Below are 15367 nucleotides of genomic sequence, written 5' to 3' on the forward strand. Positions count from 1 at the left end.
ATTTTGCGCTGAGCAGTCATGCGGGACACTAATGCGGCAATTGGTTGCGTCGCGTGCTTAAAGGTCCCAACCAGCCTCAAGAGGAGCTTGCCGGTTACAGCTTAAGGCGCAAGTTGCCATCCAATCACAGCTTGGGTCGGTGCAGCTTGCTGCGGTCCAAGCTGTGTAAGCGAATTCCTTTTAATGAAAGTTCCGGCTCTTCAGCTTCAGCTGATCGATATGAAGGTCAGGAATGAAGATATCCCGCGATTTCATTCCCGGACCTGACGGCTCCCGCGAATCCGGCCTGCCCGGTGTGCCGTGTCCGAATTCGTCGCCCCGCCCCGTCGGCAGCCGAAAATCCACATCACGATCTGCAAGGCCAGTTAGGCTTTCCGAGAGATCGAACAGCTGCTGAGCGACGAGGTGAACAACATCGCCCTCCCTCTGAATGCGGCCATTGATCGCCAGCATCGAGGCTCCCAATGCAACCCGTCTCGACCGCTCGAACAGCTTGGGCCAGATGACGACGTTGGCGACGCCTGTCTCGTCTTCAATCGTCATGAAGATCACGCCCTTTGCCGACCCCGGCCGCTGGCGCACGAGAACCAGCCCAGCTGCCATCAGCCAACGACCGTCACGGGCCGCCATTGCCTCCATGCAGGTGACGATCCGGCGTTCCGTCAGTTCTCGACGCAGGAAGCTGACAGGGTGTTCTCTCAAGGTGAGTCCGGTATGCCCATAGTCCAGGACCACGTTATGACCCTGCGTCATCTGCCGCAGTTCGACCGCTGGTTCCTGTTGCTCGGCAACGGTTCTTGCCTCCCGCTCGGCAGCCGCCGCAAAAAGCGGTAGTGGCTCATCTCGCAATGCCTTGATTGCCCAGAGCGCGTCGCGACGTTCCAGCCCGAGAGATGGCAGAAAGGCGTCGGCTTCGGCCAGCTCCACCAGGGATGCAGCCGGAACGCCGGACCGCCGCCACATGTCGTCGACGCTGTCGAAGGGCTGATCGGCACGGGCAGCAACGATACGGGCAGCATCCGCCGTGGCAAGCCCGCGCACCATCCGCATTCCAAGCCGCACAGCATGTTGGTCGGTGTCCTCGACTGGTTCCAGCGTACAATCCCATCTTGACCGGTTGATGCATACCGGCCGGACGTCCACGCCATGTTCGCGGGCGTCACGCACGATCTGGGCGGGGGCATAAAAACCCATCGGTTGCGAATTCAAAAGGGCGGCGCAAAAGACATCCGGGTGATGGCATTTGATGTAGCTGCTTGCGTAGGCGATCAGAGCGAACGATGCTGCATGGCTCTCGGGGAAGCCATAAGAACCGAAGCCTTCGAGCTGGCTGAAGGTCTTCTCCGCGAACTCTCTTGTGTAGCCGTTTCGGATCATCCCGTTCACAAGCTTGTCCTTGAAACGGCTCACGCCTCCGGTGAACTTGAAGGTCGCCATGCTCTTTCTGAGCTGATCCGCCTCACCGCCAGTGAAACCGGCACAAACCATAGCCACCTTCATGGCCGATTCCTGAAACAGCGGCACCCCAAGCGTTTTGTGAAGCACCGCTTCCAGTTCGGGTGTTGGGTATTCGACCTTCTCCTTCCCCTCCCGGCGACGGAGATAGGGATGCACCATGTCGCCCTGGATCGGACCGGGGCGAACAATGGCGACCTGGATCACCAAATCATAGAAGGTTCGAGGCTTCAGGCGCGGCAACATCGACATCTGCGCCCGGCTCTCGATCTGGAAGGTGCCGAGCGTGTCGGCCCTGCGGATCATCGCATAGGTCTTGGGCTCCTCTTGCGGGATAGTCGCGAGATCGAGATCGATGTCCTTCTCCTGGGTAAGGAACGCAAAGCTCTTGGCCATGCAGGTTAGCATGCCGAGCGCCAGCACATCGACCTTCATGAACTTCAGGGCTTCGACATCATCCTTGTCCCATTCGATGACCTGGCGATCCACCATAGAGGCCGGTTCGATTGGAACCAGGTCGTCGAGTCGGTCATGGGTAAGCACGAAGCCACCCGGGTGCTGGCCGAGATGGCGTGGGGCTCCCATCAGTTGTTGCGCCAGTTGAAGCGTCAATGCGAGACGGCGGTCGTCAGGATTGAGATTGAGGTCCCTGACCTGCTTTTCTCCAACGGCTTCTGACCACGCCCAGACACCAGAGGACAGAGCCTTGATCAGGTCCTCGGGCAGGCCCAGCGCCTTGCCGACATCCCGTATCGCACCCTTCGTCCGATATCGCGTGACCGTCGCACAGAGCGCCGCCCTCTGGTGTCCATAGGTTCGATAAATCCATTGGATGACCTCTTCCCGGCGCTCATGTTCGAAATCGACGTCGATGTCCGGTGGTTCATCGCGCTCCTGGGACACGAAGCGTTCGAAGAGCAGATCGTTGGTTTCAGGATCGATAGAAGTGACGCCAAGGACAAAGCAGACGGCCGAGTTCGCCGCCGATCCCCGCCCCTGGCACAGGATGCCCTGTGATCGGGCAAAACGGACGATTGAAAAAACCGTCAAAAAATAGGGGGCGTACCGCATCGTCTCGATTAGAGCCAGCTCGTGCCGAATGGTCTTTTCGACATGATCGGACAGACCCTCGGGATAGCGCACCTTTACGCCTTCCCAGGTGTAATGCTCCAACGACTGTTGCGCTGACATGCCGGGGATCAGGGCTTCTTCGGGATATTGGTAGGTCAGCTCTTCCATGGAGAACGTGCAGCGATTGATGATCTCAATGGTCCGGGCTAACGCCTCCGGATAGCGGGCAAACAGCCGCTCCATCTCTTCCGGCGGTTTAAGGTACCGGTCGGCATGCCGTTCACGCTCGAAGCCGACATCGTCGATTGTCGTTTTCGTCCTTACGCAGGTGACAACATCCTGCAGTTGGCGGCGGCCGGGTTCGTGGAACAGGACATCATTCGTGACGACAGTCTTCACCCTGTGCCGAACCGCCATGTTCGAAATCTCGTGCAGGCGAACCTGGTCGTTCGGTCGACGGCGCAGGCATAGTGAAACATAAGCCCGGTCTCCGAAAACTTCGGACATCTTTCGGAGTTGGATAGCGCAGGTCTCATCCGGCAGATCGGGAACAAGCATGCCGAGCAAGCCCTCGGCGTAGAGTGCAACGTCTTCAAGGTTCAGAATGCACTTCGCCTTGCCGCCGCGCGACTTGCCGAGGGTCAGCAGCCGCGTCAAACGCGAATAGGCCGCACGATCCGTCGGGTAGACCAGGATCGCCATGCCGTCCTGCAGATCAAGGCGACAGCCGACAACCAGGCGGACGCCGGTCGCACGCGATGCTTCCAACGCTCTTACAATGCCTGCCAGCGAATTACGGTCGACGACGCCCAGCGCCTCGATCCCGAGTTCCTTGGCCGTGGCGAACAGCTCATCTGCAGATGAGGCTCCGCGCAGGAAGCTGAAATGCGTTGTGACCTGGAGTTCGGCATAGCGCATCACGCAAAAACCCCGTGCAGGAACCATTTGTGCGATCCGGTCTCCGCATCCACCCCGTCACCGGAACGATAAATCCAGTAGCGCTCGGCGGTCTCGTCCTCGACGGTGAAATAGTCGCGGACGGCAACCCATTCGGAGGTTCGCCGCCACCACTCGCCGTAAATACGCTCCGGACCATCCGCGCGTTTGACGCGCCTGCGCTTGCCACGCCAGGTAAACCAGACAGGTGGATGGTCGGGTAGCAGAGCCATGACCTCAATCTGTTCGGGTCGTTCCATCAGGCGCACGGGACGGGGCCAGATCAATGGCCATGTGTGCCCCTCTTCGTCGGCAACTGGCGAGATGCGCTGCACCGAGCGTTCCGGCACATCGCTTGCAACAGGTGCCAGCCGATAGATGCGTTGTGTTCCACGGTTACCCAACACGTCGATCAGCGAGGTAACGTCGATGTCCGCAGCCTCGACAAGACTGGAAACCATCTGTCTGTCGTTCAGCGGCTCGACCATCGTTGCTGCAAGGCTGAGCTTCTCGATGCCAAAGCCTGGATCGATCTTCTCAATCCGGTCGTGCAGCAGCTTCGTCAACCAGACGACATCTCGCACGGGCTTCGCCGTCCCTGCTCGCAAAGCCTGAATCGTGTTGTCGACCCGGTGGACAATCAGGTCCGTACGGCGGATGCCGAGACCTTTTGCCTGCAGTTCGAGACAAAGCTGCGTCACGAGCCGGGAAACGTACTTTGCAATGGTCTCGGCCGCACCGATTGGCTCTGCGAAAGCACGATGGACTTCGATGATCTCGGGACAGCGGATGGGATCGATGGGCTCGGCGATCCTGCCGAACATCTGGTCGAGACGACGGCCGATCTCCGGGCCGAAGCGCAGGGCAATCGGCGCACGAGGTGTCGCAGCCAGCTCGCCGACGGTTTTGAAGCCGAGCGTGCGTAGGCTCACTATCGTCTCGGCGCTCAACCGCAGCGACGACAGGGGAAGTCGGGCAACGGCATCGGCCGTTTTCCCTGTTGGAATGACCGTTGTTTCCGCCGTCATGGATCGTGCCCACGCGAATGCAGCTCCCCACGTATCTGCAACGACAGCACGGGCTGGCAGACCCCTTGCACGAAAACGATTCACCAGACCGGACAGCATAAGCGCTTCGCCACCTTGCAGGTGATCGGCTCCTTCCGTGTCCATGACGATGCCATCAGGAGGATCGATTGCAACAATCGGGGAATATTGGGACAGCGCCCAGAGCGTCAGGCGTTCGAGTGCGGCAAGATCGGTGGCGGGATCGGCGTCAACCATATGCAGACCCTGGACAAGTGCCTGTGCTTTTGCGGCTGCCATGCCAACGTGCAGGCCGACCATTGCTGCATTCTGATCGACAGCCGACAGCCAGCGTTTCGAGCCGCTCCGTGCGACAATGACAAGCGGCGCTTCAGCCGGAATGGAGGGATCGGCGCGTCTGACCCGATCCGTCGGCAGCGTCGGAAGAAATACTGATACGACCCTGGTCATCACATGCACCTACGACGAAATCTGCGCTCTCTCCTGCTTTCACCCTGATCAGTTCAGCCAGCCATCGCGCTCGGCCGACACCTGGCACCGGAAGCGGCTCGGACGGCAGGACGGATATTCGCCATCGTGTTGCCGCAGCAGTCGGATGGCCAAAATCCCCAGCCTCGGTCTGCCGCCGCCATCGTCGGATCACCAGTCCGATGGTGCCGGAGCCCTCGGCAGCAAGCTGGAGCCGCCGCGACACCACCATGGGAAGCCGAACCACCTCTCCGACCACAGCCCCAAGGCCGCCAAAACGGAGCGCCTCCTCGAAGCTTTCCAAGACGAACTCCTCTTTGATCGCTTCGACATAGATCACACGATCAGGATGGAGGCCGACCTGGGCCAAGGCCGGTGCGAAGAGGTCGGGTCTAGCGAGGCACCAAACGACCTTGCCTTTGGTTCGGGCAGCAATCCCTGCGGCGAACAACGCTGCGGCCGCACCATCAATCGCGCCTGCTCCTCCCCCGGCGAATTCGTGCAAAGCCCCATAGGCTAGCCCGCCACCCGGAAGGTGCGCGTCGATGTCGACCACTCCGAATGGGAGGACCGTTTTAGGGCGAGCCACGGCCCCTTCAAGGTGCTGTATGCGATCTCGAAGGTCGGAAATGATGGGGTTTGCGCCGGTCTGCGCCATTCGGAGCCTTCTTCAAAATCAGGTTTTCATCTCACCCGAAAGCGAGTATGTTCCCTTTTTGTTCCTTATCGGCATATGAGTCAATGCGCATGAATGGGCGAGTGTTCCACGAACTGCAACCTGTCGACATTCTGCTGAAGCCGAAGGACGAATGGATTCAATCGCGTAACGAGGAACCGTCCACAGGCTCGAAAATATCATCGATGAGAAAATATACCTATGATGAACATACCGCGCTCCATGTCTACGGAGCCTCACAATTACCATTGAATGCAAGGCAGCTGACAACCAAGGAGGATATCCCATGACGGAAAATGTGGTCTCATTCGAGGAAAAACGCTTGGAACGTTTGGACGGCACAGTGTTTGGATCGACGGCTGAGGAATCCAAGATTGCTGCTATCGGCTCGCAAATCGAGTTTGCCAAACGCGAGCTTGAGACCGTGCAAGGCTATATCGACCTCGCCTACGCGGGAACAATCACAATCGCGATGAATGATTGCGGTGAACCGCCTCCTCAGCAGCCGTTCGCACACCTTGGCAATGTCTTGTCAAACTACGAACAGGTCCTGTTCGACCGGATTGGCGAGCTTGAATATGAGCAGCAAGTGCTCAACTTACCGGCCGATGACCAAGGATATTGAGTGCGATGTCGCAACCTCAGCCGGTTATATACGACCTTTCCCCCAGACGACGCGCGATCACCTTTGAGGACACCCTTGATTTCCGCTCCAGGTTGCCGCAAGCAAGTTCAATCAGCAGTTTAGCTATTTTCGGAAAGGTTGCTGACGGTTTCTATTGGGAGGCAAAGTGAGAGCGATTATATTCGGCATGGTTATTTCGGCGCTCGCTGCTACAAATCTTCTGGCATCAACTCAAGTGCGTGTTGTCGATGGCGATACGCTCGAAGTCGCCGGAATCGTTTATCGACTCCACGGGATGGACGCCCCCGAGGCTGGCCAGACTTGCAACGGCGTTGGTGGTGGGCAATGGCAATGCGGAAAGGAAGCGATTGCCACTCTCGAAGAGTTGGCGCTTGGTAATGACGTAACCTGCGACAATCGAGGGGGGATGGACCTTTACGGTCGCACGATTGGCGTCTGCAAGGTCGCTGGTAAAGACATCAACGCCATCATGATCGAGACCGGCCACGCTTGGGCTTTCCGGCGATACTCGCAAGACTATGTCGGGCTCGAAGATGTCGCTCACAAAGCGCATCTCGGCGTCTGGCAGGCGGACACGGAAACGCCTTGGGATTATCGCGCCCACAAATGGGAGGTTGCCAAGCAGGAGGTACCTGACGGCTGTCCGATCAAAGGCAACATTTCCAAGAGCGGTCACATTTACCACGCTCCGTGGTCGCCCTGGTACGCGAAGACCAAAGTGAACGTCAAAAACGGCGAGCGCTGGTTCTGCAGTGAAAAGGATGCCATGGACGCCGGTTGGCGTGCCCCCTATTGGGGGCGGTGATCACTGCGCAACTTGTTGCTCCTGGTTCCGTCGCCGGATTCTTATTTCAATCCGACGACGTGTTTCTTCCGCTCCCGCCTGCCCGGTGGTGATCACGTCCCCTGGCAGGATAAGTTGGGCTGCCGACAACGGCAGGATCGTCGCCCCCTTCAGCTTACCTTCTGATTTGAGAGCATTGGCGACGGACACCGCTCGGGCAAGTCCCAGCCCAGCATTGTCGGCGGGAACAACGCCCGCGATTGACTTCTTGCCGTCGAGCACGTCCATTACCGTTTGGTCGAGGTTAGAACCCCTCCGGGAGATCGGTTGCTCGTCGGTATGACCGACCACCTCAATCACATCCACCTGATACCTCTGCAAGGCGTCGGCGATCTGGTCCGAGACGGCCCCACGAAGTTTTGCGTCGAACGCTGCCTCAAGTTCTGCGCTCCCAGAACGGAAGTAATTGCCATCAGCCTCGCTCAGATTGATGATCGGCGGCCATTCATGGGGTTTAGAGGCTGCGAGCGACGTTTCGGCCGCCCTCAGTTCCTTAAGCCGCGCCGAAAGAGCGGCCGCATCTTCAGGAAGTTGGTTCTCCTTCAGCACCACCAAAGTTTTCTGGAACTCCTCGACCTTTTCGGCGGTGACCCCTGAGTCTTTCAATTTCTGCAGTTCTTGCTTGGCAAGTTGGAGATCACGCCATTCCTTCTCGAACTTCTCACGGTCAACCGAGGCAAGCGTCAGAGCCTGCAACTCCTCGTGAGCCTGCTTCAGCTTGTCTTCTGCGGTCTGCAGTTTCTGGCGAAGGTCCTCGCGCTCCAGCTTGGCGGCTGCAAGCTCTTGTTGAGCTGCGACGACCTGCTGTTGCAAGGATTTTTGGTCACTAAGAGCCTTCGTCCGCTCATTGTTGATGATGGCAGCCGCGACGAGAAGCAGACAAAATACAAGCAACAGCATGGACTCGGCCATCGTCAGGCCGAGAATGAGGCCTCGGTTGTAGCCTTTATGTTCAAGGTGGTTTGATGGCTCAGCGGTTACTGCCATCTCCGCCACCATTTTTGCTCAGTGTTTTGCGCATGCTCTTCCCCGACAGCCGCTGCGACAGGTTCGCTGAGAACTGGCTTCGAGAGCGAACTATCTGGGATCGCCAGGTCCGAAAGCACACTGCCGAGTTCGATCCTGTCCTCACCATTCGGCAGGATCATGTTCGGCAGTGTGGTTGTGTGAGTGGACATCTGCTGCTCCTCGGCAACGGGCTGCAATACTGCCGCGCCGTAGATCGGCAGCGCCCTCGCGCTCTCGTCGACCCGCCTGACGACTTCCTCAAGCGTCTCCGTGTTGTGGTCGAGCCTTCCGGCTGCCTTGGCGCTCTCATCGACTTGTCTGACCGCTACTTGGAGAGAGCCGACGCTTTGGTCGATCTTTTCAGCAGTTTTCGCCAGGGGCTTCAGAGCCTTTTCGATTGTGGAACCAAGGCTGTCTACCGCTTTCATGCTGGTATCAAAGCGGCTCGGGAGATCGTTCAGCGGTCGGAACGCGTGCTCAAGGTTTGCTGCCAAATTGTTCAGCGGTCGAAACGAACCTTCAATTCGATCCGGTATGTCAAGCAGCGGCGCAAGCGCTTCCTTCAAACGCTCTGCCTGGACAGCATTGTGACTGGCTGCCTCCTCTAATCGTCTCGCCTGTACTTGGACAAGGTCGGTGACAGCGGCCAATACGGGCTGCAATTCGAGCTTGATAACCTCTTCTGGAAGCCGCATTCCAGTCAACCGTTGGCCAGTGGTCTCTACCTGGCTGCCAAACGCCGTGACGATCTCTGCCAAGCGGTTTGCAGTCGCATCAAGTCTTGCAAGCGCGGCGTCCGCCATGTCGACATTTGCCTTGGCTCGCTCTTCGACCATCCGGTTGTTTGTTTCAACAATCGCGGACAGCCGCTCAGCCGCTTCCTGGATTGGGCGTATGGCGTCCTTCGTCATGGCCTCGATGGATTTGAGGACCGCCTCACCATTGCGCTCTGCCTGACGAGCAATTTCCTCGAACCCCTCGGTCAACATCTGATTGCTGATGCGCCGGTAACTCGAAAACTCGCGAGCCGACGAGTTCAGCTCGGTCTTGACCCGTCGGGTCATTTCGGTCAACTCATGGCGGACCGTTCGGTCGACGTCCAGCGGGTCCCGACGCATCTGGTTGAAAAAGATGCGCAAGGTGACGCCGACAATCGTGGAGCTGACGGCGACCCCGAAATTCTGAACAATATCATCGACAGAAGCACCGGCCGAAAAGCGGAAGAGCGAGGCACCAAGGCTCGTCAGGGTAAATAAAAACCCCATGTAATAGAGATTGTCGCCAGCTTGCTCGTTGTGAAGCCGCAATCCCTTCAGTATCCCGACGCAAGCCGCGAAGTAGGTTGCCATCAATATGATTGGCACCAGCGTGACGATCCAACTATTCCATTCCAGCGTCTTGGCCGTCATGATGAATATCATTCCGCCAATGGTAAGTGTGCCGTATAACCCTAACGGCAGCCTTTCCCGCCACTTCGTGCGCCATTCTGCCATTAGCGGATTCCTTCCAACCGTGTGAACCTGTCCAGCTTCCCATCATTCGACATGATCCACTTCGTCCAGAACTCGGCAAGTTGGAGGCTGTCGAACTTCATGCCGGGCCGCTGGAACTCCAGAAGGCGTACCGACGCACCATTTAGCGCTGTCCTGAACTGGTCAGGCGCACCGCTTTTCTGAAATTTCGAATAGTCGACGCCATCCGAGTACATCGAGTAGGTGGACGTGTGTTCGATCATGTCGGAGGCAACAACAAGATGCTTCGGGATATCCTTGTACTTGATTGCGGCGAACGCCTCGACATTGATCCTCTGGATGCCAGCCAGAATCGGCGACTGCTTGCCAGCGACCCCTTCACTCATGCGGCCCGCGATCTCATCCAGCGGCTTTTGAAAGCCCTTTTCCCAGCGTTCCTTCACAAGTCGAGGGTTGCCCGTCCAGTTGTCGACGGTCGAGGCATCGCCCGGGTTGCATCCGCTGAAGCTCAGTCCGAGCTGACTTGGATTTTCGGTGAGCGTGTAGACCTGGATCAATCCACCCGCCGGGACAGCAGCCACGACCTCCTGAAACTGGTTGCGCAAGTCGGTGGCGGTCAGGTCCGATATAGGATCGGTTACATCGAGCAGGACGGCGGTGATCTCCTTCGGCCCATCAAGCGGGCAAAGGGTCGCCTTGTCCAATATGGGCTTCGCCTGCGCCTGCTTGTTAAGGACCCACACACCAACGCCGATAGCCGCCGTTGCCAGAACCAGAGCTACACCCCCGATGATGGTCCCCAGGTTACTATCTGACTTACGCCGCCTGCGCCGGGACATGGCCGCCCTCCGAAATAATGGTATCGAGGTTACGGTAACGGGCCACCGCCTCTCCAAACGCAGCACCAATCCTGTCCATCTGATCGCTGAGGCTGGATTGGGCTTCCTTGATGCTGTTCGCGACCTCGTTGTCGTTGAACTCTACGGTGAACTGGTGAACCGCGTTCAGCCGTTCCATCTTGTAGGGCGTCAGAAAATACTTCGGTTCGGGCGTCGTTCGTGCCTTCCGATTTGCTTCCCGATAGACTGTGAGCAGCGAATTAGCGGTGCGTTCAAGCAGATTCTGGTGTTCGGCGAAGAGGGCTGCCAGTCGCGTCCGACCGGCTATAATCGCCTGCGCTTCTTGCCGCCGATCACTTAAATCGCGGACAATGTCCTCGACCTTCTTGTTGTGATCGTCGCGGGTATCCCTCAGGAGATCGATTAGTTCCTGCTTTCGCGCGATGTAGCGTTCCCGAGCGGTGTTGACCCGCCGCTGTAAGTTGGCGAAACCGTGGTAGGGGTCGCTCATGGAAGCAGCGTCGAGAAACGCCGCAAATGAGAACATCAGTCCAAGACCGAGCAGAACCCAGGATTTCATCTCGGTAAGGCCGAACGTATCGTTGATCATTCGCCGGACGACTTCCGTCTGCGCAGCGTCCCAGCTAACGGCCGCCGTCTCACGGAAATGGGCGAGACCAAGGTTGATGACCCCAGCGATGGCCCCATACGCGCCAAGCAAACAAACGCCGAATACTCTCGAAACCAAAAATCTGTGCACCAGAAAGCGCACCGTAATGAACGCCATCAGGACTGCCCATCCGATGTTCAACGCTGCGAAAATCAACGCTTCAAGAGTTCCGCCTACCCATCCCTGCTCACTTCCTTCCGCGAGAAAGTTGCCATTCAAGAGCATCTCGACCGCGATCAAGAAAACGAGGAACGCGATCCTAAAAAACCACGATGCTCCACTGGCTACTTTTGCGGTCCGGTCCAGCTTATGCTTTTTCTTGAACTGGGCCGCTTCATTTTCGAGCGCGACCAGATCGCGCCGAAGACCGTGCAGCTCGTCTTCCCCGGTCGAGACATCGGCGGTGAAGTCAGACAGGGTTACAGCGTTGGACTTCCGGATGAGCAAAAATTGCCCCGCAAAGTCGAGACCCTGTAGGCGCTCAGAATATCGTCCCATCTCGTCTTCGAGAATTTGATGTGACTTCTTCTTTTCTTCCTCGACTGTCGCAACGATCCGCTGTTCGACTTCATCGAGTGCTTTTGCAGTCGTCACTGGCAGATTGTCCGCGCCGTTCCTGGTGCCGCGCTCTGCCAACTCAAGGGTGCGACTGACACTTTCTGGATCAAGAATTGGAAAGACGTCAGCGGTTGCGCGAAAATCATGGTTCGATTGTCGAACCGTCTCCCACAAGCGATTTAACGCCTCAAATCGTCCAGCCATTTTCTCTCACCCGCGTAGATCGTCAATGCTGCCTAAACAACTTTAATTTGCTATCTCAACAACCTCGGACGGTCCAGATCGCTTTCAACTAAATTGAGAGTTAAGCTTAAGATGAGTGAGACTTTGGCTCAGCTCTTTCTACGGGCACCCGATTAGAATTCAGCCGCATTAATTCGACCTGGCCCCGGCTACCGACAACAAATTGTTGCGAGTTGGCTTTCGGATATTGAGCATGACGCACATGCCATTCCTGTAATAGTTAAAGCCTTGGCAGCTCTGCGTGATGACACATTGATCTTGACAGGCCGCGAGCGACGAACCGGAAAACTTAGCAAATGGCTTGCCCACTATTTCCACATCCTTGCTCGTGCGGAAATCGAGCGACGGGCCGAAGTCATGCCCGACGCGTGAGATGTCGGCCGCATCGCCCTTATAGCCAGACACGGCCCCACTGAACTGGAGCGCATCAGTCGCCATACCTTTCAGAAAGCACACATTGTGAGCCTCATTGAACGTGAACGCGTGGCACCGATCATTGCCATCGCACTCCATTTTGCAATCTTCGACAGTGAATAGCTTCAGTGGCATGTCTGGTAGGTCGTAGCCGGGGAGATCAGTGTGCTCGAATATTCGCCACGAGGGTGCTTGCGGCTGAGCGGGAGGCGTGACGGTGACAGTCGTGGGGGCATAACTGGCCGCTGCATCTCCTCCGAAAGGGACAGGTGCTGAAGCTTGTGCAGGTGCATCGCCCGCCAAAAGATCAATATCTAATCCGATCTGTTTCGCGTCAGCTGCAGTCAGCCACTGCATGGAGGCTGGCGCGGCATCGGTAACATAGACAATGACGTTTGCGCTAAGGCCGAGTTGCTGAAGATACGATCCGACGAGAGCATTCCCTGCGCTGCTGACGGTTTGTTGCCCTGACGTGTCACTGAAGACGGCGTGGAAACCGACTTTGGAGGTCGGCGTAATGAACCGGTGCTTCCCCGCCAGCCAAACCAGCCCGCACGAAGAGGCGCATATCGTGTTTTCGGCTACGGCGGTCGAGAAGCCCTTGATCGAAATTGTGCGGCCGATTTCCATTCCGACCCCTGCCAATCCACCGGGGCTGTCCAAGAAGACGACTGCCTTGTTGGTCGAAATGGCGAGGTTCTTAAAGCGATTGTCATCGCCCTCCTTGAACTCGCCTACCACAGAAATAATGTAGATATCATCCTTCAGCTGGTCGATCTGGACATCTGCGGCTCTGGCTTGAAACGCACAGATCAGAACCACAATAGCAGAAAGAAATACGCGCACACTCACAACCAAACCCCTTACCACCTCACCGCGAGTAAGCGACTTCTGACTAAGAAAGTCAAAGTAGAAGTTAGACGGAGGTTAACGGCCATAGTGCCGCCACAGAATTCCGCCCGATCAGGCCTAATAACTAGTGGATGGCGAAAGAATGAGATTGCTGGTTCTCCTTGCTGCGGCGCTCTTGCTGACGGTCTTTCAGGCCCAAGCCCAGGTTTACGCGCCGTATGATGGATACGATGAATACGACGGCTATGGCTATGATGACCCCTACAGCCCCTATCCCCCTCCTCCCTACTACGAGCCAGAACCTGGCTATGGGGAACCTTTGCCAGAACGTCGAGAACCGTCGACACGAAGCGCGAGAGGAACCATCATCATCGCTACGCGCGAACATACACTTATTTACACCACGTCGTGGGGTGAGCAGTTCGCTTATCCCATTGCAGTCGGCCGTGAAGGGAAACAATGGTACGGGACGACGCGGGTGGTGTCGAAACGATTGCATCCCGAGTGGCGGCCGACAGCCAGCATGCGCCAGAAGAACCCAAGGCTTCCGGAAGTTGTGAAACCCGGCCCCGCAAATCCGCTTGGAACCCGCGCACTCTACCTTGCCGACGGATTGCTCCGCATCCACGGCACCAACGACCCCTCCTCCATCGGCACCAATGCTTCGAGCGGATGCTTTCGGATGTACCGTCAAGACGTCGAGGAGCTTTACGAGATGGTCCAGCCGGGGACCCAGGTGATCGTCCAGCGGTAATCGAATATCGCTGGACAGAACTGTCGCCACAGCTTCGCTAGAGCGGAGATCGTGGAGCGTCGATTCGAATCGCTCGATTGCGCCGTCTGATGACAATGCTCTGTCAAAAGCTCTGGGACCAGACGGCGACCGGACCAAGGGTGGTGCAAAGTTGCGTTTCCCCGTGTCCTGGCTCACGTTGATCACCGGCGTACTAAATTGAAAGGCGAAAGTCTTGGATTATGTCGGTTAGTATTTTTGTCGGATCACCTTGTGCGGCCTTGGCTAACAGCATTCGCTCCAAATCATGGCTGGTCACGAAGATTACGAGCTTACCGTATATAAGCCATTGCTCCCGCGCGGTAATTGCCGCTCCTTTGTCCGGCCCATTGCGGCAGGCAATTACTCCAAACTTTCCGACCCCTGCCCCTTTCAAGTAATTCGCAAGTTGGCTGACGTGGTCTTTCTTTACTCTTTTGGAATGGTTTTTCGCGTCGACAACAATGTAGTCGGCCGAATACCGGTGCCGAAGAAATTGCCAAAATTTATCATCAGCGTAGTTTGGGAAGATAAAGTCTCGCCTATTTACCTTTGTGGCATCAGAGTGCTCAACAAGGGGCTCCATTAGGGGTGGGGAGAACAGATGCTTGAGGATAACACCAATTAAATTTTGATATTCTATCCAGTTATCAGCCCCCGCTGGGCAGTTCTCCAATCGCCTGATTAGACGCTGCTCAATTGAAACACGGTCACGGATTTCAAGAAATACTTTTTGAAATGTTGGATCAGATAAGTCAGCTATTTGGACTTCGAATGTATCGAAAATGCGTAACGCATCCCAAACCTCGATGTTGGCTTCTTTAAAAAGCGTGCTGGAACTGTCATCAAGCATTCCGGGGAAGGCCAAGACCAACTGCACGTCGTCGCCGACCGCTTCGAAGAGCCTAAGTTGATCGAGAGTAGTTCTCACTCTTGAGGGTGTGAATTCTGCAAAGCTCTTACATTTAATAATAAGTCTCTTTTGAGCCCGCTTCCTTCCTCTGAACGTCGCGATATCGGCTCGATACCGAACGTCGTCCCCAACTAGACCGTCGTTTTCGATATCGTGAAACTCCGGATGCCGTTCCATCAGGGCGGACAGGTATCTAATGAATTGAATGTCCCGAGGGACCAAACTGTTACACTCGGCGCATGCGAAGAGTAAATTTCCAGGTTCGGGTTCAGCGAAGGATCGCATACTTTCGGGAACAAGATGTTCAATGGCGGCGCTGCCAATATTGATGGGGCGGTTGCAATAGGCGCATACCGTCGGCTCGTCATTTTTAAGGCGGTTTTGCCGGTAATTCATCATACAACCTATGCGAAATTTATCTTGAAATCATTTCTCGCACGCGCACTATTTCGACTCGATTAAACTTGCCGCGTCTCACCGGCTT

12 protein-coding genes are annotated in these 15367 nt (G+C 56.6%); 3 read left to right on the top strand and 9 right to left on the bottom strand.

Features of this window, described 5'->3' with window-relative positions:
* Positions 1-180: 180 nt before the first annotated feature.
* From NE851_RS23585 to NE851_RS23595, 3 genes are read right to left on the bottom strand one after another with little or no spacing between them, the layout of a single operon-like run.
* Positions 181-3444 carry an error-prone DNA polymerase gene (locus tag NE851_RS23585; RefSeq protein ID WP_254958127.1) on the bottom strand — a complete coding sequence of 1088 codons (3264 nt, stop codon included), beginning with the start codon at positions 3442-3444 and terminating at the stop codon, positions 181-183.
* Complete coding sequence (locus NE851_RS23590) at positions 3444-4958, bottom strand: Y-family DNA polymerase (RefSeq protein WP_183907315.1); 1515 nt, start codon at positions 4956-4958, stop codon at positions 3444-3446. The genes NE851_RS23585 and NE851_RS23590 overlap by 1 nt, the downstream gene beginning before the upstream one ends.
* Positions 4879-5634 (bottom strand): ImuA family protein, encoded by a 756-nt coding sequence (locus tag NE851_RS23595; RefSeq protein ID WP_254958130.1) that lies wholly within the window; start codon positions 5632-5634, stop codon positions 4879-4881. Before NE851_RS23595 ends, NE851_RS23590 begins: the two co-directional genes overlap by 80 nt.
* A 304-nt stretch (positions 5635-5938) precedes the next feature.
* Between NE851_RS23595 and NE851_RS23600 the strand changes: the two genes are divergently transcribed.
* A complete protein-coding gene (locus NE851_RS23600; protein WP_183907319.1) occupies positions 5939-6277 on the top strand; it encodes a hypothetical protein in 339 nt (112 codons plus the stop codon).
* A 166-nt stretch (positions 6278-6443) separates the two neighbouring features.
* Positions 6444-7103 (top strand): thermonuclease family protein, encoded by a 660-nt coding sequence (locus NE851_RS23605; protein ID WP_455431327.1) that lies wholly within the window; start codon positions 6444-6446, stop codon positions 7101-7103.
* On the opposite strand, the gene NE851_RS23610 is transcribed toward NE851_RS23605, so the two are convergent.
* The 5 genes from NE851_RS23610 to NE851_RS23630 all read right to left on the bottom strand — a co-directional run bounded on the left by NE851_RS23610 (position 7104) and on the right by NE851_RS23630 (position 13198).
* Positions 7104-8129, bottom strand: coding sequence for an OmpA family protein (locus NE851_RS23610; RefSeq protein ID WP_130785845.1), 1026 nt, complete (start codon positions 8127-8129; stop codon positions 7104-7106).
* Positions 8120-9643 carry a hypothetical protein gene (locus NE851_RS23615; RefSeq protein WP_183907321.1) on the bottom strand — a complete coding sequence of 508 codons (1524 nt, stop codon included), beginning with the start codon at positions 9641-9643 and terminating at the stop codon, positions 8120-8122. Before NE851_RS23615 ends, NE851_RS23610 begins: the two co-directional genes overlap by 10 nt.
* The gene (locus tag NE851_RS23620; protein ID WP_183907323.1) at positions 9643-10461 is read right to left on the bottom strand and encodes a hypothetical protein; all 819 of its coding nucleotides are present in this window, start codon (positions 10459-10461) and stop codon (positions 9643-9645) included. Before NE851_RS23620 ends, NE851_RS23615 begins: the two co-directional genes overlap by 1 nt.
* Complete coding sequence (locus NE851_RS23625) at positions 10439-11893, bottom strand: hypothetical protein (protein WP_183907325.1); 1455 nt, start codon at positions 11891-11893, stop codon at positions 10439-10441. Before NE851_RS23625 ends, NE851_RS23620 begins: the two co-directional genes overlap by 23 nt.
* Positions 11894-12061: 168 nt before the next feature.
* Positions 12062-13198 carry a PAN domain-containing protein gene (locus NE851_RS23630; RefSeq protein ID WP_183907327.1) on the bottom strand — a complete coding sequence of 379 codons (1137 nt, stop codon included), beginning with the start codon at positions 13196-13198 and terminating at the stop codon, positions 12062-12064.
* Positions 13199-13340: 142 nt separating this feature from the next.
* Between NE851_RS23630 and NE851_RS23635 the strand changes: the two genes are divergently transcribed.
* Positions 13341-13952: a L,D-transpeptidase gene (locus tag NE851_RS23635; RefSeq protein ID WP_183907329.1), complete on the top strand. Its 612-nt coding sequence runs from the start codon at positions 13341-13343 to the stop codon at positions 13950-13952.
* A gap of 193 nt (positions 13953-14145) precedes the next feature.
* Here the strand turns inward: NE851_RS23635 and NE851_RS23640 are convergent, their stop codons facing one another.
* Positions 14146-15279: an HNH endonuclease gene (locus NE851_RS23640; protein ID WP_183907331.1), complete on the bottom strand. Its 1134-nt coding sequence runs from the start codon at positions 15277-15279 to the stop codon at positions 14146-14148.
* Positions 15280-15367 lie beyond the last annotated feature (88 nt).

This window comes from Rhizobium anhuiense bv. trifolii (assembly GCF_024346605.1).
Lineage (GTDB): Bacteria > Pseudomonadota > Alphaproteobacteria > Rhizobiales > Rhizobiaceae > Rhizobium > Rhizobium anhuiense.

Bases quoted from the DNA above. Each gene is read 5' to 3' on its own strand.
- NE851_RS23585 (WP_254958127.1), bottom strand. From the start codon at position 3,444: ATGCGCTATGCCGAACTCCAGGTCACAACGCATTTCAGCTTCCTGCGC.
- NE851_RS23590 (WP_183907315.1), bottom strand. From the start codon at position 4,958: ATGACCAGGGTCGTATCAGTATTTCTTCCGACGCTGCCGACGGATCGG.
- NE851_RS23595 (WP_254958130.1), bottom strand. From the start codon at position 5,634: ATGGCGCAGACCGGCGCAAACCCCATCATTTCCGACCTTCGAGATCGC.
- NE851_RS23600 (WP_183907319.1), top strand. From the start codon at position 5,939: ATGACGGAAAATGTGGTCTCATTCGAGGAAAAACGCTTGGAACGTTTG.
- NE851_RS23610 (WP_130785845.1), bottom strand. From the start codon at position 8,129: ATGGCAGTAACCGCTGAGCCATCAAACCACCTTGAACATAAAGGCTAC.
- NE851_RS23615 (WP_183907321.1), bottom strand. From the start codon at position 9,643: ATGGCAGAATGGCGCACGAAGTGGCGGGAAAGGCTGCCGTTAGGGTTA.
- NE851_RS23620 (WP_183907323.1), bottom strand. From the start codon at position 10,461: ATGTCCCGGCGCAGGCGGCGTAAGTCAGATAGTAACCTGGGGACCATC.
- NE851_RS23625 (WP_183907325.1), bottom strand. From the start codon at position 11,893: ATGGCTGGACGATTTGAGGCGTTAAATCGCTTGTGGGAGACGGTTCGA.
- NE851_RS23635 (WP_183907329.1), top strand. From the start codon at position 13,341: ATGAGATTGCTGGTTCTCCTTGCTGCGGCGCTCTTGCTGACGGTCTTT.
- NE851_RS23640 (WP_183907331.1), bottom strand. From the start codon at position 15,279: ATGAATTACCGGCAAAACCGCCTTAAAAATGACGAGCCGACGGTATGC.